This window comes from Kitasatospora sp. NPDC034035, assembly GCF_055575755.1.
This window is the reverse complement of sequence record NZ_JBVISA010000006.1, coordinates 155,640-177,857: the sequence shown is the minus strand read 5'-3', so window position 1 is coordinate 177,857 and position 22,218 is coordinate 155,640. Positions and strand designations below refer to the sequence as shown.

Below are 22,218 nucleotides of genomic sequence, written 5' to 3'. Positions count from 1 at the left end.
GAGAAAAAGCTCACCCGGCGTCGAGTAAGCGGTTCAGCTCCCCCGCCGCGATGAAGGCGGTGTGCGTCCCGGCGGCGGTGCAGGCGAAGGCCCCGGCCAGCGAGCCGGCCCGGGCGCAGTCCAGCGCCGGGCGCCCCTGGAACCAGGCGTACAGGAAGCCCGAGACGAAGGCGTCCCCGGCGCCGTTGGTGTCCACCACCGGGTGGCCCGGGTCGACGGCCGGCAGGTGGCGGAGCACGCCGTCCTCCCGGGCGAGCAGGTGGCAGCCCTCGGCGCCCGCGGTGGCGACGACCACCCGTGCGCGGCCCTCGGCGAGGATCGCGCGCATCACCTCCTCGTGCCGGCCGCGGCAGCCGGCCACCGAGAGGAAGACCAGGTCGGAGCCGAGCGCGTAGTCCCGGTGGTGCGGGTTCGCGCCGTCCCAGTCGTGCAGGTCGGTGGAGGTGGTGCGGCCGAGCCGGCGCAGGTCGCCGTACATGTCCCGGTTGACGCCGGTGATGGAGAGGTGGACGTGCCGGCTGCGCTCGGCGTACGGCAGGTAGAAGTCGCGCGGCAGCCGCAGGTCGGCGGGGTGGCGGCCGTCGAAGAAGGAGAACCGGCGGCCGGCGGCGTCGACCAGGTTGACCCCGCGCGGGGTGCCGTGCGGGCTCACCAGGTGCGCGAAGTGCAGGCCGTAGCGCGCGTAGGCGGCGCGGATCAGGGCGCCCTGCGGGTCGGCGCCGAGGAAGTCGAGGAAGGCGGTGCGCAGGCCGAGGTGGTGGGCGCCGAGGGCGACGCCGTTGCCGGTGTGGCCGACGTAGTCGCGCACCGGTCCGACGAACTGCGAGTCGCCGGGCGGGATCTCCAGCCGCTCGACCCGGACGATGGTGTCCACGCCGGCGCCGCCGACGACGAGCAGGTCGAATTCGGGCGGCGAGGACTCCATGGTCGTGGGCGGCACGGTCGCGGACGGCTCGGATCCGGATGGCTCGGATCCGGACGGCTCGGATTCGGATGGCTCAGACTCGGGCAGCACGGCGGCGCCTCCTTGATCCCCGGACGGTGGCCAGGAGTCAAGCAGGCGCCGAAGGCTGACTGCAAGACCTTGCTGCAACTTTCAATCGGTCGGTGGCCGCTCCACCCCCGCTTCCGTCCGGACCTCGCCACCCGCCCGGACGTTGGCCTTGACGTCGGCCATGGCGGCCTCCCGCGGGCTCGGCCGCCCGTCGACGGGCTGCCCGTCCACCGGTCGTCCGTCCACCGGTCGTCCGTCCACGGCCCGCACGGCGGTGGCTGCCGCGGCCTCCGCTTCCGCGCCGCCCACGACGGCGGTGGCCTCACCGGGCTCCGGCCGGTGGTCGATCATCAGGAAGGCGACCAGCGCGGCCAGCAGCAGGACGCCCATCGCCACCCAGGTCGCGGTCACGTAGCCGTGCACCGCGCCCTGCGCCCGTACCGCCGGGTCGGAGGCGATCCGGGTGGCCAGGAAGCTCGCGGTGGCACTGGCCGCGATGGTGTTCAGCAGCGCCGTGCCGAACGAACCGCCCACCTGCTGGGCCGAGTTGATGGTGGCGGAGGCCGCGCCGGTCTCGTTCGGGGCGACCCCGAGGGTGGCCAGGCTCATCGACGGCATGAACACCAGGCCCATGCCGAAGCCGAGCAGCAGCTCGGCGGGCAGCACCATGCCGGCCCACGGGCTGTCCACCTTCATCTGGGTCAGCCAGGCCATGCCGGCCCCGGCGAGCAGCAGCCCCGGTGCGATCAGGTTCCGGGACGGCACCCTGGTCATCAGCCGGGCCGCGATGCCCGTCGACGCCAGCACGATGGCGGCCGTCATGGGCAGGAAGGACAGCCCGGACACCACCGGCGAGAAGTGCTTGATGGCCTGCAGGTAGTAGGTGAGGAACAGGAACAGGCCGAACATGCCGACCATGGCCAGGCCGACCGAGAGCGCGCCGCCACCGCGGTTGCGGTCGGCGACGATGTGCACCGGCAGCAGCGGGTGCGCGCTGCGCCGCTCGACCAGCACGAACACCGCGAGCAGCGCCACACCCAGGAACAGCGCGCCGAGCACCAGGCCGTCGGCCCAGCCCCGGGTCACGGCCTCGGAGGTGCCGAAGACGATCGCCAGCAGGCCGCCGCAGCCGAGCAGCGCCCCGGGCAGGTCCAGCCTGACCCGGCGCCCCTTGGCGACGTGGTCGCGCTGGAGCACGGAGAAGGCCGCGAAGGCGGTGCCGACGGCGATCGGGGTGTTGACGAACAGGCACCAGCGCCAGTTCAGGTACTCGGTCAGCAGGCCACCGGCGATGAAGCCGATCGCGGCGCCGCCGCCGGCGATCGCGCCGAAGATGCCGAAGGCCGTACTGCGTTCCTTCGGGTCGGAGAAGGTGGTGGAGAGCAGCCCCAGCGCGGAGGGGGCGAGCAGGGCGCCGAACGCGCCCTGGAGGGCACGGGCGCCGAAGAGCATGGCCGAGTCGGTCGCCGCGCCGCCGAGGGCGGAGGCGAGGGCGAAGCCCAGCAGGCCGATGGTGAAGACGCGCTTTCGGCCGAAGAGGTCGCCCAACCGTCCGCCGAGCAGCAGTAGGCCGCCGAAGGCGAGCGTGTAGGCGGTGATCACCCATTGCCGGTCGGCGTCGGAGATGCCCAGGTCGCGCTGGGCGGACGGCAGTGCGATGTTCACGATGGTGATGTCGAGGACGATCATGAGCTGGGCGACGGCGATGACGGCCAGCGCCCACCAGCGTCGGCTGTCCGCGTGCTCATGACCGGTGGCGGGTTGCGCAGTCACTGGTCGAACCTTCCGGAGTCGGGCGGAGAGGTCACGCAGTCGCCTTCCAGCCAATACCCCGGCCCGACGCCATGGCAAGGAAAAATCTTGCCAAATCAGACATTTGGGACAAAAGAACCAGGGCCCTGGGACTTCGGGACGAGCCCCCCAGGACCCCGGCGCGAACCCCGGTCCGGTGCCGCCGACTAGAGCGCCGAGAGCTCCTCAACCAGGTCGTCCAGACCCAGCGAGCCCTGCGAGAGCGCCGCCATGTGCCAGGCCTTGAGGTCGAACTCCTCGCCGCGCGCCTCGTGCGCCGCCCGCGCCGCCGCCCGGCCGCGCAGCCAGGCGCGCTCGCCGAGCTTGTAGCCGATCGCCTGGCCGGGCATGCCCAGGTAGCGGACCAGCTCGCTGTCCAGGAAGTCGTCGGACAGGCCGCAGTACTGCCCGAAGAACTCGCGGGCGTGCTCCGGGCTCACCGGCTCGCCCGGCTTGTACGGGGAGTCCGCCGGGAAGGCCAGGCCCGCGTGCATGCCGATGTCGACGATGACCCGCAGCGCCCGCATCATCTGCGCGTTGAGGTAGCCGAGGCGCTGGCCCGGGTCGGTGAGGTAGCCGAGCTCGTCCATCAGGCGCTCGGCGTACAGCGCCCAGCCCTCCAGGTTGGCGCTGACCCCGCCGAGGCTCACCTGGTAGGTGGAGAGCCGGTCGGCGACGTAGTTCCACTGCGCGAGCTGCAGGTGGTGGCCCGGCACGCCCTCGTGGTACCAGGTCGACACCAGGTCCCAGAGCGGGAAGCGCTCCCGGCCGAGCAGCGGCAGCCAGGTCCGCCCGGGGCGGTTGAAGTCCAGCGACGGCGGGGTGTAGTACGGCGCGGCGGCGCTGCCGGCCGGGGCGATCTTCGACTCGACCCGGGTGACCGGCTCGGCCAGGTCGAAGTGGATGCCCTGGAGGTCCCGGATCGCCTGGTCCATCAGGCCCTGCAGGTGCTCCCGGATGCCCTCGGCGCCCTCGACGGCCCGGCCGTGGGTGCCCAGCCAGGCCATCGCCGCCATCGGGTCGGCGCCCGGGCGGACCTTCTCGGCCTCGGCACGCATCTGGGCCAGCAGGTCGTGGAACTCGGTCCAGGCCCAGGCGTAGGCCTCGTCCAGGTCCAGGTCGGCGCCGGCCCAGTAGCGGACCCACCGGCGGTAGCGCTCGCGGCCCACCGCGTCCGGGGTGCCGGCGGCGGCCGGGCCGTACACGTCGCGCAGCCAGTCGCGCAGCGCGGCCAGCCCCTCGGCGGCGGCCACCGCGTGCCCGGACAGCTCGGCGCGCAGGCCCTCCGGCGCGTCCTGGACGAACTGGCCGAACCAGCCGCCGGGCACGTCCCCCTCCAGCCACTCACCGATCTGCCCGACCACCGTGGTCACCTGGCGCGGGCCGGACAGCAGGCCGCGCTCGACGCCCTCGGCCAGGGTCTGCCGGTACTGCTCCAGCGCGACCGGGACCTTCGCCAGCCGGCGGCCGACCACCTGCCACTCACCCTCGGTGCCGGTGGCCATCAGCGTGAAGGACTCCCGCAGGTCGTGCACCGGGGAGGCCAGGTTGCGCACCGCGCGGAAGTTCTCCCCCGCGTCGTGGACGGCGAGTTCGGCGCTGAGCCGCTCGCGCAGCAGCCGGGCGCAGCGGCGCTCGGCCTCGTCCTCGGCGGCGCCGGCCCGTTCGGCCTCGTCGAGCTGCGCCAGGGTGCGGCGGGCGAGGTCGGCGATCGCCTCGCGACCGGCCGGGGAGAGGTCGGGCAGCCGCTCGTCCTCGGGGTTGACGCCGAGGTAGACCGCGGTCAGCGGGTCGAGCTCGGCGAGGGCGCGGACGTAGCCGTCCGCGATGCGGCGCGGGGTGCTGCCGTCGGCGGTGATCAGTTTTTCAACCATCCGGACATCATTTCGTGGTGCGGCCCGTTTGCAACCCCTTTGCCACCGGCATCCGTCGGCCCGTACTCGGGGACAGCCCGCGCTCGGGGACGACCGACGCTCGGGGACGGCCCGCGCTCGGCGACGACCGATGTCCGGGGACGACCCGCGAAAATCCGTTCGGCCGGACAGGATCCGATCGGTCGGACGCCCATTACGCTGACGGCCATGGAAGCCCGCCCCACCTCGGCATCCGACCAGGTGCCCGCCCCGGCCGTCCCCGACGCGCGCCCGCGCCGCACCGGCTACCGGCGGCTGCCGGTCCAGCAGCGGCGCGAGCAGCTGATCGCGGTCGCCCTGGAGCTGTTCGCCCGCCGACCGCCCGAGGAGGTGAGCCTGGACGACGTCGCCGAAGCCGCCGGAGCCTCCCGGCCGCTGGTCTACCGCTACTTCGCGGGCGGCAAGCAGCAGTTGTACGAGGCCGCGCTGCGCACCGCGGCCGACGAACTGACCAGCCGCTTCGCCGTCCCGCTGGCCGGAACGCCGTCCGAGCAGCTGGCGGCCGTGCTGGACGGCTACTTCGCCTTCGTCGCCGAGCACGACGCGGGCTACTCGGCGCTGCTGCGCGGCGGCTCGGTGGTGGAGACGGCCCGCACCTCGGCGATCGTGGACGACGTCCGGCGGGCCGCGCTGCGGCGGACGCTGCGCCACCTGGGCGTGCGGGAGGCCGGTCCGCGGCTGACGCTGCTGGTGCGCTCGTGGATCGCGGTGGTCGAGGGCGCGTCGCTGAGCTGGCTGGACGAGGGGCGCGCGCTGCCGGTGGCCGGGCTGCGCGACTGGCTGGTGGACCAGTTCACCGCGATGGCGGCGGCGACGGCGCTGCACGATCCGCAGACGGCGCAGGTGCTGGCGGGGCTGCTCGCGCTGGAGGGCCCGCAGGCGCCGCGGGCGGAGCGGCTGCGCGAGGTGCTGGCGGCGCGGTAGGGCCCGACCCCCGTGCCAAGGGTCGGGGCTGCGCGGGGCTACGCCTTGCCGAGGACCTGGCGCTGGCGGCCGAGGCCGTCGATCTCGATCTCGACGACGTCGCCCGGGGCGAGGAACGGTGTGCCGGGGCGGCCCAGGGTGACCCCGGCCGGGGTGCCGGTGATGATCACGTCGCCGGGCTCCAGCACCATGAACCGGCTGGCGTAGCGGACCAGTTCGAGCACCGGGAAGATCATTTCGGCGGTGCTGCCGTGCTGCCGCTGCTCGCCGTTGACCCAGAGCCTCAGCGACAGGTCCTGCGGGTCCGCCACCTCGTCGGCGGTGACCAGCCAGGGCCCGAGCGGCGTGAAGGTCTCCGCCGACTTGCCCTTGTCCCACTGGCCGCCGCGCTCGAACTGGAAGGCCCGCTCGGTGACGTCGTTGGCGATCGTGTAGCCGGCGATCACCGCGGCCGCCTCGGCGTGCGAGTCCAGGTAGCGGGCGGTACGGCCGATCACCACGGCCAGCTCGGCCTCGTAGTCGGTCTTCTCGCCGCCGCGCGGCACCAGCACCTCGTCGTACGGGCCGACCACCGTGGAGCTCGGCTTGAGGAAGATCACCGGCTCGTCCGGGATCGCGGCCCCGGCCTCGGCCGCGTGGTCGCGGTAGTTGAGCCCGATGCCGACCACCTTGCCCGGCCGGGCCACCGGCGCGCCCACGCGCTGCCCGGCCAGGTCCACCACCGGCAGGACGCCGGCGGCCACGTCCCGGGCCAGCGCGGCCGGGTCCAGCCCGGCCAGGAAGGCCCCGTCGAGGTCACGGGCCCGCCCGGAGAGGTCGTACGCGGTGCCGTCCTCACCCAGCACGACCGGGCGCTCGGCGCCCGGGGGTCCGACGCGAAGGAGCTTCATCGATCCGTCACCAGCCTTTCGTCGCAGCTCACCGGGGCGGTACGGACACCGCTCCCGAGTCTGGCAACGAGGTATACCAACGCGCGGGGTGGGGGGACCAGACCGTCCCGATGGGCGAAATCCTCCCGATTCCCGTCGCGGCCCGGGCCCCGGCTCGGGTGCACGCACGGTTGACACCGGACCGCCGCCGAAGACGGTCGCCACCCCACGGTCCCCACCCCACGCTCCCCACCCGGCGGCCACGAACGGCTTCGCCTGTGGCGAACACCCGCACGCCCAGGGCGAACGCGGGCGTGCCGCGGCGGCGCGGCGCGCAGGATCCGGACCATGGAGATCACCCGGGTACGCGACGAGTTGCACATGATCACCCTGGAGTTCGGCACCGCCTACCTGTGGCGGGACGAACACGGCCTGACCCTGGTCGACACCGGCATCGCCGACTCGGCCGACGCCATCGAGAAGGCCGTCCGCGCCGTCGGGCCGGACCCGGCCGCGCTGCGCCGGATCGTGCTCACCCACCACCACGAGGACCACACCGGCTCGGCCGCCGAACTCGCCCGCCGGTGGGGCGCCGAAGTGGTGGCGCACCGGATCGAGGCGCCGGTGATCCGGCGCGAGCAGCCGGCCGCGCCGCCGGTGCTGAGTCCGTTCGAGCAGCAGTTGTGGGACGGCCTGCCGCCGATCCCGCCCGCCGAGCCCTGCCCGGTGCACCGCGAGGTCGAGGACGGGGACGTGCTGGACACCGGCGGCGGCGCGGTGGTCCTGCACGTGCCGGGCCACACCGACGGCAGCATCGCCCTCCACCTGCCCGGGCCCGGCGTGCTGTTCACCGGGGACCTGGTGTCCAACGTCCAGGGCAATCTGCGGCCCGGCGTGTTCCACACCGACCCGGCCCGGGCGCTGGCCTCCTTCCACCGGCTGGCCGCACTGCCGGTGGAGACGGTCGTGTTCGGGCACGGCGACCCGATCGCCGAGGGCGCCTCAGCCGCCCTGCGCGTCGCCGCCGAGCAGCACCCCCAGGCTTAGCGCGCGCGGCAGGCCCGGGCCGAGCCGGGTGACCTCCCGCTGCCAGTGCGCGAGGTCGCGCAGCGCGTCGGCCCGGGCCTGCGGGGCGGCGCCCGGCACCTGCGTCAGCTCGTCCAGCAGGGCGACGGCCGTGCCCGGGCTGCCGTCCCGGGCCAGCCAGAGGGCCAGGTCGTGGCAGGTGCGCAGGGTGCGCGGGTCGGTCGGGCCGCAGATCCGGGCGAAGTCCGGGACGAGACCGGTGAGGATTTCCACCGCCTCGGCCGGCTCGCCCGCCGCGCCGTGCTGCCAGGCCCGGTCGGCCCGCCGGCGCAGCTGCTCCGGGCTGGGGTCGTCCGGGCGCAGCACCCCCGGCCGGACCGCGCGCAGCCGCTCCAGCACCTCGGCGGCGCCGGAGGGCCGGTCCTCGGGCCGCTTGGCGAGCAGTTGGGCGACCAGTTCGGCCACCGCCGGGTCCTTGCTGCGCACCCGGGGCGGGACCTCCTCCAGGTGCTTGTACATGTACTCGGCGGCGGAGGTGGCGCGGAACGGCCGCCCGCCGGTGCAGATCTCGTACAGCATGACGCCGAGTGCGTAGAGGTCGGCCCGGCCGTCCACGGTGCCGCCGGACCAGCACTCGGGCGCGAGGTACGGGACGGTGCCGATCACGTTGCCGGTGGAGGTGAGCCGGACGGTCTGGGTGACCAGTCGGGCGATGCCGAAGTCCAGGACCTTGGCCCGCTCCCCCTCCGTCACGATCATCACGTTCTCGGGCTTGATGTCCCGGTGGACGATGCCCGAGCGGTGCGCGGCGTCCAGCGCCTTGCAGACGTGCCGCATCCAGCGCAGCGCCTTCGCGTGGTCCGGCAGGCCGTCCTTGAGCACCTCGGACAATGCCCGGCCGCGGACCAGCTCCATCACCAGGTACGGGATCTTCCCGGAGCCGGCCGCGGTCCACCCGTAGTCGTACACGGTGACGATGTGCGGGTTGTTGAGGCCGCCCGCCGTCTTGGCCTCGCGGACGAACCGGCTGACCGCCTCCCGGTCGGCGGCGTGCTCGGCGAGCAGCACCTTGACCGCGACCTGCCGGTTGATGGTCGTGTCGGTCGCCCGCCAGACCACGCCGAAGCCGCCCCGGCCCAGCCGCTCCTCCAGTCGGAAGCGATCGCCGAGCACCTCGCCCTTGTCCATGTCCTCCCCCAACTCGACCGCGCCCGCTCGGCGTTCACCGTCGGAGGGGTCACCATAGCGGCGGGCGGGGACGAACGGGTGAACGAGCCCGGGCCGGATCTTCCGGATCTCGCTACGGCTCGGGCCCGGGCGGGCCGGGCGAGGTGATCCCGGAGGACCGCACGGCCTCGTTGTCCGGGCTCCGGCGCCTGAGCAGCTGCCCGTACGCTCACCGTCGCCCCGCCGACGGCCGGCTGCTCGACCCGGCCCCGGGCGGCGGCGTGAGCGAGCGTGCGCCGACGGGTCACGGCCCGAAGATCTCCTCCACCAGGTCCTCGTCCGAGACGTGGTCCGGCGCGTCGAACACCACGTCCGCGACGCCCTTCAGGCCGATCCCGCGGTCCAGCGCGTCCATGCAGGCCCGGGCCTCCTCGTCGGTGGCGAAGTCCCAGACCCGCAGCCGCCGCACCAGGGCCAGCGCCTCCATCGGGCTGATCCTCGGCGCCCGGCGCCGGTGCGGGCTGCCCGCGGCCCTGCGGCCCGCACCGGCGAGCCGCTGCTGGTAGCCGGCCAGGTCCTGCCAGGCCTGGACGGTGCTCGGGTGGTGCTCGCCCAGCACCCGGGCGAGGTCGGGCAGCAGCCCGTGCAGCTCGAGCACGGCGCCCTGCAGGTCGTCCCGGTTGGCCCGGTGCACCGCGAGGTCGTGCCGGGCCTTCAGGACGCGGGTGTCGTGCGGGCCCCAGACGGCGTGCAAATCGGGCAGCAGCCCGCTCAGCAGCCGGATCGCGGTGACCGCCGCGCCGCTCTCGCCGACGCACCACACCAGGTGGTAGCGGGCGCCGAGGGTGTCGGGGTCGAGCGGGCCGAGCGCCGAGCGCATGTCGTCCACCACGCTGGTCAGCAGCCGGATCGCGCCGTCCAGGTCCCCGGCCCGGCTGAGGTACCAGGTGAAGTCCCGCCAGGTGCACAGGGTGTCCCGGTCGCTCGCGCCGAGCGCGGTCACGCACTCCTGGGCGACCGCCTGCAGCTGCATCGCCGACTCCCCGGCCGTCGCCGCCCGGTACGCGGCCGACCGCCGCTCGCGCAGCGCGGCCCGTACGGCGTCGGGCGGCGGCGCGGCGAGCACCGGCGGCGTGGTCAGCGGCGACAGCACCGACGGGGCCGCGCCCGGCACGACGGGCGGTGCGGCGGGCGGCGCAACCGGGGGCACGACGGGCGGAGCGGTCGGCACGGGCGGCACCACCGGCCCCACCGCGACCGGCACGGGCGGCACCACGGCGACCGGCCCAACCGGCTCAGCCACAGGCGCAGCCGCGGCCACGGCCCGGTCCACCACCGTCGGCACCGCCACCACCGCGCCCGCCCCGCCACCCGGCGCCGCGGCCAGTTCCGCCAGCCGCCGCTCGACGGTCCGGGCGTCCGCCGGCCGGTCCGCCGGGTCCTTCGCCAGCAGCTCCGCGACCAGCCCGGCCACCTGCGGCGGCAGCCCGAACTGCGCCGGGTCCAGCGCCGGGGGCGCCTCGTTGAGGTGCTGGTACATCAGCACCGGCGTCGAGTCCCCGCCGAACGGCCGTGCCCCGGTGAAGAGTTCGACCAGTACGCAGCCGAGCGCGTACAGGTCCGCCCGGCCGTCCACCCGGCCGCCGGTCCACCGCTCGGGCGCCATGTACGCCGGGCTGCCGACGATCGTCCCGGTGGTGGTCAGCCCGCCGGCGCCGGCGTCCAGCTGGGCGATGCCGAAGTCCAGCACCTTGAGGTGCCCGGCGTCGGTGATCATCACGTTGTCCGGCTTGATGTCCCGGTGCACCATGCCCGCGTCGTGCGCGGCCGCCAGCGCGCCGCTGATCTGCCGCCCCCAACGCAGGCTGAGCGCGGGTTCGGGCAGCCCCTCGCGCAGCACCTCGGTCAGGGTGCGGCCGGTGAGCAGCTCCATCACCAGGAAGGTGACCTCCCGGTCGCCGACCTCGCACTGGCCGAGGTCGTGCACGGTGACGATGTGCGGGTGCGACAGGTTGCCGGCCGCGCAGGCCTCCCGTACGAACCGCAGGGCCGCCTTCGCCTGGTCCCCGCCGTGGTGCCCGATGACCTTGACCGCCACCGGCCGCCGCATCCGGGTGTCCTGGGCCCGCCACACCACTCCGAACCCGCCCTGACCGAGCTTCTCCACCAGCTCGTACCGGCCGTCCAGGACGTCACCCACGCGCACGCGCCCCTCCCCCATCCGCCATGACGGACAGGACTCTACCGACGCCGTCCACCGCCCCTCCCCCCGCCCACGGCCAGGTGGAAGGATGGACACCGAGCCCCGCGACGGAGCGGCGGCCCCGGCGGTACGGCCGGATCCAGCAGAGCCGAGGAGACCGGTCATGGCCAAGCAGGCCCCGCAGAGCGACCCGGCGCAGGACGCCCCCGAGGTGTCCGCGCCCCAGCACGCGGCCGCCGGGCTGCCCGCCGTCGGCCACAGCCTGCGGATGGCCGCCGAGCAGATGGGCGCCCGCCGCACCCTCGCCACCCTGCTCAAGGTCAACCAGCCGAACGGCTTCGACTGCCCGGGCTGCGCCTGGCCGGAGCCGGACAAGACGCACACCGCCGAGTTCTGCGAGAACGGTGCCAAGGCCGTCGCCGAGGAGGCCACCGAGCGCCGGATCCGCGCCGAGTTCTTCGCCGCCCACCCGGTCGCCGACCTGGCCGAGCGCTCCGGCTACTGGCTCGGCCAGCAGGGCCGGCTCACCCAGCCGATGCTGCTCGACGAGGGCGCCACCCACTACACGCCGGTCTCCTGGGACGACGCCTTCGCGCTGATCGCCGAGGAGCTGCGCGCCCTGGACACCCCGGACGGCGCCGCCTTCTACACCTCCGGCCGCACCAGCAACGAGGCCGCGTTCGCGTACCAGCTGTTCGCCCGCCGGCTCGGCACCAACAACCTGCCGGACTGCTCCAACATGTGCCACGAGTCCTCCGGCTCGGCGCTCACCGAGACGCTCGGCGTCGGCAAGGGCAGCGTCAGCCTCAAGGACCTCTACCAGGCCGACCTGATCATCGTGGCCGGCCAGAACCCGGGCACCAACCACCCCCGGATGCTCTCCGCCCTGGAGCGCGCCAAGCGGGCCGGCGCCACCATCGTCAGCGTGAACCCGCTGCCGGAGGCGGGCCTGGAGCGGTTCAAGAACCCGCAGAACGCCCGGGGCCTGGTCGGCCACGGCACCAAGCTGACCGACCTCTTCCTGCAGATCCGCCTCGGCGGCGACCTCGCGCTGTTCCGCGCGCTCAACCGGATCGTCGTGGAGCAGGACGGCGTCGACGAGGCCTTCGTCGCCGAACACTGCCACGGCTTCGAGGAGTTCGAGGCCCAGGCCCGGAAGACCGACCGGGACGAGGTGCTCGCCGCGACCGGCCTGCCCTGGGAGCAGATCGAGGAGCTCGGCCGCCTGGTGCTGAGCTCGAAGAAGATCATCGTCTGCTGGGCGATGGGCCTCACCCAGCACAAGCACGCCGTCCCCACCATCCGCGAGGTGGTCAACTTCCTGCTGCTGCGCGGCAACGTCGGCCGTCCCGGCGCCGGGGTCTGCCCGGTGCGCGGGCACAGCAACGTCCAGGGCGACCGGACGATGGGCATCTTCGAGCGCCCGAGCAAGGCCTTCCTCGACGCGCTGGAGAACGAGTTCGGCTTCGAGCCGCCGCGCGAGCACGGTCTCGACTCGGTGGACACCATCCGCGCGATGCGCGACGGCAAGGTCAAGGTCTTCTTCGCGATGGGCGGCAACTTCGTCGCGGCCACCCCGGACACCGAGGTCACCGAGGCCGCGATGCGCCGCTGCCGGCTGACCGTCCACGTCTCCACCAAGCTCAACCGCTCGCACGTGGTCACCGGCGCCCGCGCCCTGATCCTGCCCACCCTCGGCCGCACCGACCGGGACGTCACCGGCGCCGGCGCCCAGTTCGTCAGCGTCGAGGACTCGATGGGCCAGGTCCACGCCTCCCGCGGCGGCCTGCGCCCGCCCGCGCCCGGCCTGCTCTCCGAGACCGCGATCGTCTGCCGCCTCGCCCGCACCGTCCTCGGCCCGCGGGACACCGTGCCGTGGGAGGACTTCGCCACCGACTACGACACCCTGCGCGCCCGGATCGCCCGCGTCGTCCCGGGCTTCACGGACTACAACGAGAAGGTCCGCCGCCCCGGCGGCTTCACCCTCCCGCACGGCCCCCGCGACTCGCGCACCTTCCCCACCGCGACCGGCAAGGCCAACTTCACCGTCAACCCGCTGACCGCCCCCGAGGTCCCGCCGGGCCGTCTCCTCCTGCAGACCCTGCGCTCCCACGACCAGTACAACACCACCATCTACGGCCTCGACGACCGCTACCGCGGCATCAAGGGCGGTCGCCGCGTGGTCCTGGTCAACCCCGCCGACGCCGCCGAACTGGGCCTCACCGAAGGCCGATACGTCGACCTGGTCAGCGAGTGGAAGGACGGCGTCGAACGCCGCGCCCCGCACTTCCGTGTCGTCCACTACCCCGTCGCCCGTGGCGGAGCGGCGGCCTACTACCCGGAGACCAACGTCCTGGTCCCGCTGGACTCCACCGCCGACATCAGCAACACCCCGACCTCCAAGGCCGTCGTCATCCGCTTCGCCCCCGACACCGGCGAGTAACCCCGCCGAACGACAGGAAGGCCGCCCCACGTCATCGGACGTCGGGCGGCCTTCCTGTCGGGCCTGTCGGGCCTGTCGGGCCTGTCGGGCCTGTCGGGCCTGTCGGGCCTGTCGGGCAGCCGGGTCAGTGCGTCGGCGTGCCGAGCGGCAGCGTCGCGGTGGCGCTGCCCGGGGCGGAGGCGGTGGCCGAGCCCGTCTTGCTCGGGGTGCCGGTCGGGGTGCCCGTTCCGGTCGGGGTGGGCGTGGCCGGGGTGCCGGTCGGCGTCCCGGTCGGGGTGCCGGTGGGGGTCTGCGTCGGAGTCGGCGTGCCGGTGCCCGACGGCGTCCCCGGGTCGGTCGGGGCGCCGGTCCCGCCCGGGGTGGTCGGCGTGGTCGGTGTGGTGGGCGTGCCGGTGGGCTCGCCCGGGGTGACCGGCGGCGGGGTCGGGCCGCCGGTCGGCGGCGGAGTCGGCGCGGGCTTGGCCGGGCTCGGCGCGATCGGCGTCACGGAGTCCCAGCCGGCCGGCAGGTCGGGCACCTTCCAGACGCCGCCCGCGTCGTCCGCGGCACCGGACGGGTCCGGCCGGACGGCCCCGAGGATCGCCATCGAGCCGATCGGCGACACCTTGATGAACGCCCCCGGCCGCGGCGCCTGCACGATCAGCCCGCCGCCGATGTACATCCCGACGTGCGAGGCGTCCTGGAAGTAGACCACCAGGTCACCGGGCCGCAGCTGGTTCAGCGGCACGTGCGGCAGCTGCGCCCACTGCTCCTGGCTGGTGCGCGGGATCGGCTTCCCGGCGTGCAGCCAGGCCTGCGAGGTGAGGCCGGAGCAGTCGAAGGAGTCCGGTCCGATGCCGCCCCACAGGTACGGCTTGCCGACCTGCGCCAGCGCGAAGGCCACCGCTGCGCGCCCTTGCTGCGAGGGGGTGCGCTCTCCCTTGCCGAGGGCTCCGGAGGCGAGGAAGGCGAGCTGCGCTTCGTCGGCCTTCGCCTTCTCCAGCTGCTCCAGCTCGGTCCGCTGCGCGCCGGTCAGCGAGGAGACCACCTGCTCGACCGAGGCGAGGTCGGCGGCCACCTTGGCCTTGGCGGCGTCCTGCTGGGCGACCAGGGTCTGGGAGGTCTTGAGCGCTTCCTCGGTCTGCTTCTTCAGCCCGTCGAGCGCGTCCCGGTCGCTCTTGAGCCGGTCCAGGAACTCCGACTGCGAGCGGCTGGCGGTGGCGAGCAACTCGGCGATGGTGACGGCCTCGTACGGGTCCTTGGCGAGCAGCAGTTCGGCGTACGCGGAGCTGGCGCCGTTGCGGTACTGCGCGGCGGCGAGCTGGGAGGCGAGGTCGGTGCCGGCGTCGACCTGGGTCTGCTGGCGGTCCAGCCGGCCCTGCAGGTCGGTGAGCGCGGCCTGCTGTTCGGCGATCTTGGCCACCGTGCCGTTGTACTGCTCGGTGGCGGCCTCGGCGCTCTGGTAGAGCGTGTGCAGCTGGTCGAGCAGCGGGCCGAGGGTGGCCTTGGCGGCGGCGAGCGGGTCGGAGCCGGCGACGACCGTGCCGCTCCCCGGGTCGGGTGCCGCCCAGGCGGCGCCGGCGGCGGCGGGCAGGGCGAGTGCGGCTGCCGCGAGGACGGCTCCGCAGCGCAGGGCCGCCCGCACCCAGGGGCGTACGCCTGCCGTCTCCGTTCGCTGTACAGCCCCGCCCATGGGTTGGTCCTCCCCGCCCCGCGCCCTGTCCCGGCCTCCCGGATCCCGCAGATCCTCCCACGGGTTACTCGTCGGAAACAGGGCGCACGCGGACTGGGAGGTTAATTCTCGATTGATGTGTGAGACAGCTCTCAGCAAACCCGGTCGAACCGGGGTGTTCTTCGCCAATGCCCAGTTCAGCGGGGCCGAAGTCACCCTGTAGAAAGCTTCTGATCACCATCAGTCAACCATCGGAACCACGAGTCCCGGCTCAGTTAACCTTCCGTTTACCAAGTAGACCTACGGTCGCGAACGTCACCAACGTCCGTGCGACAACTACGACGATTGTTTGGGTATGGAACACATCTCGTTCCTGGTAGCCGTTGTGATCATCACGGCGCTCGCCTTCGACTTCACCAACGGGTTCCACGACACCGCCAACGCGGCCGCCACCGCGATCGCGACCGGGGCCCTTCGTCCGAAGGTCGCGGTCACCATCGCGGCCGTGCTCAACTTCGCGGGCGCGTTCCTGTCCGTGAAGGTCGCCACCACCATCTCCGGCGGCATCGTCAACGAGAAGGCCGGGGTCCACCCCGAGATCATCTTCGCCGCACTGGCCGGAGCGATCCTGTGGAACCTGCTGACCTGGCTGCGCGGCCTGCCGTCCAGTTCCTCGCACGCGTTGTACGGCGGCCTGATCGGCGCCACGATCGTCGGCGTCGGCATGAACGGCGTCAACTTCGACACCGTGGTCACCAAGATCATCATCCCGGCGGTCGCCTCCCCGTTCGTCGCCGGCCTGGCCTCCTGGGGCGCCACCAAGCTGGCCTACGCGATCACCCGCAAGGGCAACGCCGCGGCCACCGAGAAGGGCTTCAAGACCGGCCAGATCTTCTCGTCCTCGCTGATCTCGCTGGCGCACGGCACCAATGACGCCCAGAAGACGATGGGCATCATCACCCTGACCCTGGTCTCGGTCGGCGCCCTGCCGCACGGCGCGCTGCCCCCGACCTGGGTGATCGTCTCCGCGGGTGCCGCGATCGCGCTCGGCACCTACATGGGCGGCTGGCGGATCATCCGCTCGATGGGCAAGGGCCTGGCCGACATCCGGCCGCCGCAGGGCTTCGCCTCCGAGTCGGCCGCCGCGACCGTCATCCTGACGTCCTCGCACATGGGCTTCGGCCTCTCCACCACCCAGGTCTGCTCCGGCGGCATCATGGGCGCCGGCCTCGGCGGCCCGAAGGGCGAGCTGCGCTGGAGCATGGTCCGCCGCATGGTCTACACCTGGGGCCTGACCCTGCCGGCCGCCGGCCTGGTCTCCGGCGGCGCGGCCCTGCTGGCCCGTCAGGGCAGCTGGGGCGTCGCCGTGGTCGGCGCCGCGCTGGTGGCCGGCTCGGGCGCGATGTGGCTGCTCTCCCGCCGCCAGCCGGTCGGCGCGGACAACGTCAACGACGTCACGCCGGTCGAGGTCCCCACCGTGGCGACCACGAACGTCCCCACCCCCGCCTCGACCACGGTCGCGGCCTGAGCGCCGCCGGCTGAGGAGCACTCACCATGCACATCAAGTGGAACGCCCTGGCCCAGACCGCCGGTTTCAGCTTCGGCATCACCGTCGCCGTGGTCGCCGTCTTCGCGCTCGGCATCCTGGCGCTGTCCCGCCGCGAGGCCGCGCTGAGCACCGCCCGTGACGGCGGCGCCCCGGCCTCGGGCGGCGGCAAGCTGGCCCTGGCCGGCGCGTACGCCTGCTTCGCGGTCTGCGCCGCGGCCGTCGGCTACGGACTGATGCTGATCGCCGGCCACTAGCGGCCGTACGAAGCCCGACGCAACGGGCCGGGGAGTGCCTGCGCACTCCCCGGCCCGTTCGCGTATCCCGACTGCCGGTCGGCTGTCCCGCCGCAGGTCCTCCTGGCCGGTCAGTTCTCCTGGGTGGTCTTCAGCACGGTCTCCCGGATGAACAGCACGGTGACGAAGGCCAGTGCCGCGAAGGGGGCGGCCCACAGGAAGACGGTTCCGACGCCGTGGCCGAAGGCGTCCGTGACCAGCGGGACGATCGGAGCCGGCAGCTTGTGCAGGTCCGGGATGCCGCCACCGGCCGCCGCGTGTCCGGCAGGGATGTGCGCGGCGGCCAGGTTCTCCGCCAGGTAGTGGCCGACCTTGTTCGTCATCAGCGCGCCCAGCGCGGAGACGCCCATCGCGCCGCCCATGGTGCGGAAGAAGGTGACCACCGAGCTGGCCGCGCCGAGTTCGTGCCGGGGCACCGTGTTCTGCACCGCGAGCACCAGGTTCTGGCTGGTCAGGCCGAGGCCGACGCCGGTGATCGCCATGTAGACGGAGAGCAGCACGTAGTCGGTGTCGGCCCGGGCGGTGCCGAGCAGGCCGAAGCCGACCGCGAGCAGCGCGGTGCCGGCGACCAGGTAGGCCTTCCACTTGCCGTACTTGGTGATGAGCCGGCCGGCCACGGCGGAGGAGACGGCCAGGCCGAGGATCATCGGCAGGGTCATCAGGCCGGCCATGGTCGGGGACTTGGCGCGGGCCAGCTGGAAGTACTGGCTGAGGAAAGTGGTCGCGCCGTACATCCCGACGCCGACCAGCACGCTGGCGATGGCGGCCAGGGTGACGGTGCGGTACCTGAAGAGGTCCGGCGGGATGATCGGCTCGGCGGCGCGGCGCTCGACCACGATGGCCAGCGCGCCCAGCAGCAGGCCGCCGCCGACCATGGCCGCGGTCTGCCAGGACAGCCAGGCGTAGTTCTTGCCGGCCAGCGTGATCCAGATCATCAGGAGGCTGACCGCGGCGGTGATGACCAGCGCGCCGAGGTAGTCGATCTTCGCCTTGCGCTTGACCACCGGCAGCTTGAGGGTGCGCTGGACCACCAGGATCGCGGCCAGCGCGAACGGGATGCCGACGTAGAAGCACCAGCGCCAGCCCAGCCAGGAGGTGTCCACGATGACGCCGCCGATCAGCGGGCCGCCGATGGTGGCGAGCGCGAAGACCGCGCCGAAGTAGCCGCTGTACCGGCCGCGCTCGCGCGGCGGGACCATCGCGGCCAGGCAGATCTGGCCCAGCGCGACGACACCGCCCGCGCCGACGCCCTGCAGCGCGCGGCAGGCGATCAGTTCACCGGTGTTCTGCGAGAGCCCGGCCAGCGCGGAGGTCGCGATGTAGATCAGCAGGGCGATCTGCAGCAGCAGCTTCTTGCTGGCGAGGTCGGAGAGCTTGCCCCAGATCGGGGTGGAGGCGGTGAGGGTGAGCAGGGCCGCGGTGATCACCCAGGTGTAGGCGGACTGGCCGCCGTGCAGGTCGGCCAGGATGTGCGGCAGGGCGTTGGAGACGACGGTCGAGGAGAGCACGGCCACGAAGAGGCCGAGCAGCAGGCCGGAGAGCGCCTCCATCACCTGCCGGTGGGTCATCTGTTGGTTGTCGGCGGCGGCGGCGGTGCCGCTCGCGGCCTCGGTGGTCACGGTCATCTGGGTCCTTCGGCGCAGGCGTGCGGGATACGCGCATCATGAAACTTCGTTGCCTTAAGCAACCATAGGCCTAAATGGTTGAATTAGGCAACTTTCTTCAAGGTCGAGTAAAGGCCCGCACCGCGGGCCCCGGTCACACCCTCGCAGCCGCCCGACTCAGCGGGCACCCGGCTCAGCGGGCACCCGGCTCAATCGGCCGCCGGCTCCCCCAGGACGTCGTTGAAGCGGTGCAGCAGTTCCCCGAAGCGGACCACGTCCTCCGGCGACCAGCCGCCCATCACCTCGCGCACCCGTCGCATCCGGACGTCCCGGGCGGCCAGGAAGCGCCGTCGCCCGTCCTCGGTCAGCGACACCAGCGCGGCCCGGCGGTCCAGCGGGTCCGCCTCCCGGGCCACCAGGCCGAGTTCCTCCAACGCGCGGATCTGCCGGCTCACCGTCGCCTTGCCCACCGCGAAGTGCACGCCGACGTCGGTCACCCGGACCCGGCCGGCCTGCTCGATGTAGCCGAGCATGCTGTACGCCATGCCCTCCAGTCCGGGGTGCACCCGGCGTGAGAGTTCGGCCACTCCGGCCCGGCCCCGCCGGAACATCAGCGCGACCTCGCGCTCCACCGCCACCAGGGCTTCCTCGTCGCTCACCGCGCCAGTATCGCCCAGCGGCACCGGCCGGAATCCGACACGGGAGGTACGACAACCCAACTACTTCATGGTATGAAGTATTGGTTCTGGAAGATCCGTTTTTCCCCGATACGCAAGGAGATGTGGATGGCAGCCCCAGGGCAGGGTTTCGTCGCCGAACTGAAGAGCGCGGTCACCCCGCGCGCGGCACTGCTCGTGATCGGAGTGCTGCTGCTCCAGCTCGGCTTCATCACCTCCTACATCGGGGCGCTGCACAAGCCCGCCCCGCACAACCTCTCCATCGCGGTGGTCGCCCCGCCGCAGGTCGCCCCCAAGCTGATCGGGGCACTGGAGGGGGTCCCGAACGACGCCGTCAAGGCCGTCACCGCGCCGGACGCCGAGACCGCGACCGCGCAGATCAAGGACCAGAAGATCTACGCCGCGTGGGTCGTGAACCCGAACGGCACCGAGGACACCCTGCTGGTCGGCGGCGCCCGCGGTCCGTCCGCGGCCAAGGCCGCCGAGAGCATCACCACCGCGATCGACCAGACCCAGGGCCGTACGGTCAAGGTCCAGGACGTCGTGCCGCTCGCCAAGGGCGACACCAACGGCCTCTCCTCCTTCTACCTGGTGATCGGCTGGTGCGTCGGCGGCTACCTGGTCGCCTCGATCCTCGGCATCAGCGCCGGCTCCAAGCCGGCCAACGCGAACCGCCTGCTGATCCGCCTGGGCGTCCTGGCGCTCTACTCGATCGCGGCCGGCATCGGCGGCACGGTCATCGCCGGACCGGTGCTGGACGCGCTGCCCGGCTCGATCCTCTCCCTGTCCGCCATCGGCGCCCTGGTGGTCTTCTCGGTCGGCGCCTTCACCATGGCGCTGCAGTGCCTGTTCGGGATCATCGGCATCGGCCTCGCGGTGCTGGTCTTCGTCGTCCTGGGCAACCCGAGCGCGGGCGGCGTCTACCCGGCACCGATGATGCCGCCGTTCTGGCGGGCCATCGGCTCGGTGATCCCGAACGGCGCCGGCACCGGCGCCACCAAGTCGATCGCCTACTTCGGCTCGACCAACCTGGGGATGCCGATCCTGGTCCTGGTGCTCTGGGCGCTGGTCGGCATCGGCATCGCCTTCCTGGCCGTCCTGCGCGGCCCCCGCGCCGAGCAGCGCGAGCCCGCCGCCGCGGAGGCCTGACGCCACCGAGGCCCGGTCCTCCCCCACCGCACCGAGCCCCCGGCCCCACCGGCCGGGGGCTCGGCCCGTTCCGGCACCGGGGCTCCGGGCACCGGGCACCGGGGCGCGGCCCGTTCCGGGCGGGGTGGTCCCAGCCGGGGGTCAGCCGCCCGCGAGCAGCCCCGGGTCGGCGACGATGGCGCGGACGACGCGCACCGCCGCGCCCAGCAGCGGGCCGCGGCGGCCCAGCCGGGAGACGGTCAGCCGGTCCTCGGCCCACGGCCGGACGGTGACCCGGGCGGCCAGTTCGGCGCGCATGGCGGGGAGCAGCCAGGGTGCCAGCCGGGCGTAGCCGCCGCCCAGCACGACCTCGGCCGGGTCCAGCAGGTTGACCGCGCCGGCGGCCGCGATGCCGAGCGCCGACCCGGCGCCGGCCAGGGCCGCGCGGGCCGGTTCCTCGCCGGCCTCGGCGCGGTCGGCGAGCAGCGTCACCCAGTCGCCCCGGGCGCCGGTCAGGCCGGCCGCCCGCAGCACCGCCGCCTCGCCCGCGTACTGCTCCAGGCAGCCGTGCGCCCCGCAGGCGCAGCGGCGGCCCGCGGGGTGGACCGGCACATGGCCGAACTCGCCCGCGTGGCCGCGCGCGCCGCGCAGCAGGCGCCCGCCGACGATGATCGCCGCGCCGACCCCGGCCTCGGCGGAGACGTACAGGAAGTCCTCCGCCCCGTCGCCCAGCCAGTGCTCGGCCAGTCCGCCGAGGTTGGCCTCGTTGTCGGCCTCGACCGGCAGCTCGGCCAGGCCGTCGGCGGCCGGTCGCAGCACGGCGCGCAGTTCGGCGGCCAGCGGGACGTCCTGCCAGCCCAGGTTGGCGGCCCGCTGCAGCACCGCGCCGGATTCGCCGACCAGGCCGGGGACGGCCAGGGTGAGTCCGGCCGGGCGCAGGCCCGCCTCGGTGACGGCCGAGCGCAGCAGCCGGGCGAGGTCGGCCATGACGGCGGCGGGTGCCCGGCCGTGGTTGGAGATCTCCTGACGCCGAACGGCGCGGACCTCCCCGCGCAGGTCGACCACGCAGGCGCCCAGGTGCCGGACACCGATCTCGGCGCCGAGGCCGCCGGGCCCGAGCGGGTTGAGTCCGAGCGCGGTGCCGGGGCGGCCGACCTTGCCGCTGGGTGCGGCGGGGCCCTCCTCGACCACCAGGCCGCCGGCGATCAGCTGTTCGGCGAGCGAGGAGACCGCGGCCCTGGTCAGTCCGGTCTCGGCGGCCACTTCGGCGCGCGAGCGCGGGCCGCTCGCGATCACTCCGAGCACCAGGGCCAGGTTGGCCCGGCGCATGCCCTGCTGGCTGGCGGGCCCGGTCCGGACACCGTCCGGTTCGTGCATCAGGCTCACCTCGCCCCTTACGGCACATCCCGTGGCATCTCGGGTGCAGCGTAACCGGCTTCCGGGGGCACCGCCCTCACCAGAGCGGCCTCGGCCCCGGGGTGCTCGGCGGGGTGCTCGGCGAGCCGGGTGAAGACCCACCGCTGCATCGCCCAGAAGCGGAACAGCATCGCGACGAAGGTGCCGACGACCATGCCGCTGAGGAAGTCCGCGACCTCCTGGGCGAAGGAGCTGATGTACGGCTCGCGCAGGTCCAGGACGTAGCGGGAGATCGCCAGCGGTACGTCGTTGACGCCGATCGCCACCACGCTGACCAGGAAGAACAGCAGGGCCTCACGCTGCCGGCCGCCGGCCCGGAAGGCCCAGCTGCGGTTCAGCACGTACGAGACGACGGTGGCGATCACGGTCGCGATGGTCAGCGCGATCACCGGCTTGTGCTGCAGCACGGTGAACTTGAGCTGGAGGTTGATCGCCATGGTGAGCACGAAGCAGGAGCCCCCGACCAGCAGGAACTTCACCAGCCGGCGGTGCCGCACCAGGAAGGGGCGCAGCCGGTCCGGCACCCGGGCCAGCGCGCGCTGCGTGGGGGACGGCATCTCCGCAGTCTCG

The 22,218-nt window shown here is 73.6% G+C and carries 17 protein-coding genes; 6 read left to right on the top strand and 11 right to left on the bottom strand.

Features of this window, described 5'->3' with window-relative positions; genetic code table 11:
* Window positions 1-10: 10 nt before the first annotated feature.
* The 3 genes from ACZ52J_RS11070 to ACZ52J_RS11060 form a co-directional block, all read right to left on the bottom strand.
* Window positions 11-925 (bottom strand): carbohydrate kinase family protein, encoded by a 915-nt coding sequence (locus ACZ52J_RS11070; protein WP_465617618.1) that lies wholly within the window; start codon window positions 923-925, stop codon window positions 11-13.
* 171 nt (window positions 926-1,096) lie between these two features.
* Window positions 1,097-2,767 carry an MFS transporter gene (locus tag ACZ52J_RS11065; protein ID WP_465617616.1) on the bottom strand — a complete coding sequence of 557 codons (1,671 nt, stop codon included), beginning with the start codon at window positions 2,765-2,767 and terminating at the stop codon, window positions 1,097-1,099.
* 185 nt (window positions 2,768-2,952) lie between these two features.
* Complete coding sequence (locus ACZ52J_RS11060) at window positions 2,953-4,659, bottom strand: DUF885 domain-containing protein (RefSeq protein WP_465617615.1); 1,707 nt, start codon at window positions 4,657-4,659, stop codon at window positions 2,953-2,955.
* Between the two features lie 207 nt (window positions 4,660-4,866).
* Here ACZ52J_RS11060 and ACZ52J_RS11055 point away from each other — a divergent pair, with 207 nt between their 5' ends.
* Window positions 4,867-5,622, top strand: a complete 756-nt coding sequence (locus ACZ52J_RS11055) for a TetR/AcrR family transcriptional regulator (RefSeq protein ID WP_465617613.1) — start codon at window positions 4,867-4,869, stop codon at window positions 5,620-5,622.
* Window positions 5,623-5,660: 38 nt separating this feature from the next.
* Here ACZ52J_RS11055 and ACZ52J_RS11050 read toward each other — a convergent pair whose 3' ends face one another.
* Complete coding sequence (locus tag ACZ52J_RS11050; protein WP_465617611.1) at window positions 5,661-6,512, bottom strand: fumarylacetoacetate hydrolase family protein; 852 nt, start codon at window positions 6,510-6,512, stop codon at window positions 5,661-5,663.
* A gap of 327 nt (window positions 6,513-6,839) precedes the next feature.
* On the opposite strand from ACZ52J_RS11050, the gene ACZ52J_RS11045 reads away from it, so the two are divergent.
* Window positions 6,840-7,538 carry an MBL fold metallo-hydrolase gene (locus ACZ52J_RS11045; RefSeq protein WP_465617609.1) on the top strand — a complete coding sequence of 233 codons (699 nt, stop codon included), beginning with the start codon at window positions 6,840-6,842 and terminating at the stop codon, window positions 7,536-7,538.
* On the opposite strand, the gene ACZ52J_RS11040 is transcribed toward ACZ52J_RS11045, so the two are convergent.
* Both ACZ52J_RS11040 and ACZ52J_RS11035 read right to left on the bottom strand, forming a co-directional pair.
* Entirely contained in the window at window positions 7,494-8,705 is a 1,212-nt protein-coding gene (locus ACZ52J_RS11040) for a serine/threonine-protein kinase (RefSeq protein ID WP_465617607.1), read from the bottom strand. The two genes, ACZ52J_RS11045 and ACZ52J_RS11040, sit on opposite strands and share 45 nt — an antisense overlap.
* 283 nt (window positions 8,706-8,988) lie before the next feature.
* A complete protein-coding gene (locus ACZ52J_RS11035; RefSeq protein ID WP_465617605.1) occupies window positions 8,989-10,890 on the bottom strand; it encodes a serine/threonine-protein kinase in 1,902 nt (633 codons plus the stop codon).
* Window positions 10,891-11,050: 160 nt separating this feature from the next.
* On the opposite strand from ACZ52J_RS11035, the gene ACZ52J_RS11030 reads away from it, so the two are divergent.
* Window positions 11,051-13,330: an FdhF/YdeP family oxidoreductase gene (locus ACZ52J_RS11030; protein ID WP_465617603.1), complete on the top strand. Its 2,280-nt coding sequence runs from the start codon at window positions 11,051-11,053 to the stop codon at window positions 13,328-13,330.
* Window positions 13,331-13,454: 124 nt separating this feature from the next.
* Here ACZ52J_RS11030 and ACZ52J_RS11025 read toward each other — a convergent pair whose 3' ends face one another.
* A complete protein-coding gene (locus tag ACZ52J_RS11025) occupies window positions 13,455-15,002 on the bottom strand; it encodes a C40 family peptidase (protein ID WP_465617601.1) in 1,548 nt (515 codons plus the stop codon).
* A gap of 334 nt (window positions 15,003-15,336) precedes the next feature.
* Between ACZ52J_RS11025 and ACZ52J_RS11020 the strand changes: the two genes are divergently transcribed.
* Window positions 15,337-16,509 (top strand): inorganic phosphate transporter, encoded by a 1,173-nt coding sequence (locus ACZ52J_RS11020; RefSeq protein ID WP_360498574.1) that lies wholly within the window; start codon window positions 15,337-15,339, stop codon window positions 16,507-16,509.
* A 26-nt stretch (window positions 16,510-16,535) separates the two neighbouring features.
* Window positions 16,536-16,784: a hypothetical protein gene (locus ACZ52J_RS11015; RefSeq protein WP_360498572.1), complete on the top strand. Its 249-nt coding sequence runs from the start codon at window positions 16,536-16,538 to the stop codon at window positions 16,782-16,784.
* 110 nt (window positions 16,785-16,894) lie between these two features.
* Here the strand turns inward: ACZ52J_RS11015 and ACZ52J_RS11010 are convergent, their stop codons facing one another.
* Window positions 16,895-18,391, bottom strand: coding sequence for an MDR family MFS transporter (locus ACZ52J_RS11010; protein WP_465617780.1), 1,497 nt, complete (start codon window positions 18,389-18,391; stop codon window positions 16,895-16,897).
* Window positions 18,392-18,636: 245 nt separating this feature from the next.
* Complete coding sequence (locus ACZ52J_RS11005) at window positions 18,637-19,086, bottom strand: MarR family winged helix-turn-helix transcriptional regulator (RefSeq protein ID WP_465617599.1); 450 nt, start codon at window positions 19,084-19,086, stop codon at window positions 18,637-18,639.
* A 126-nt stretch (window positions 19,087-19,212) separates the two neighbouring features.
* Here ACZ52J_RS11005 and ACZ52J_RS11000 point away from each other — a divergent pair, with 126 nt between their 5' ends.
* On the top strand, window positions 19,213-20,253 hold the full coding sequence (locus tag ACZ52J_RS11000; protein ID WP_465617598.1) for an ABC transporter permease: 1,041 nt from the start codon (window positions 19,213-19,215) through the stop codon (window positions 20,251-20,253).
* A gap of 141 nt (window positions 20,254-20,394) precedes the next feature.
* Here ACZ52J_RS11000 and ACZ52J_RS10995 read toward each other — a convergent pair whose 3' ends face one another.
* The gene (locus ACZ52J_RS10995; RefSeq protein ID WP_465617596.1) at window positions 20,395-21,609 is read right to left on the bottom strand and encodes an ROK family transcriptional regulator; all 1,215 of its coding nucleotides are present in this window, start codon (window positions 21,607-21,609) and stop codon (window positions 20,395-20,397) included.
* Window positions 21,610-21,626: 17 nt separating this feature from the next.
* A complete protein-coding gene (locus ACZ52J_RS10990) occupies window positions 21,627-22,205 on the bottom strand; it encodes a GtrA family protein (protein ID WP_465617594.1) in 579 nt (192 codons plus the stop codon).
* Window positions 22,206-22,218 lie beyond the last annotated feature (13 nt).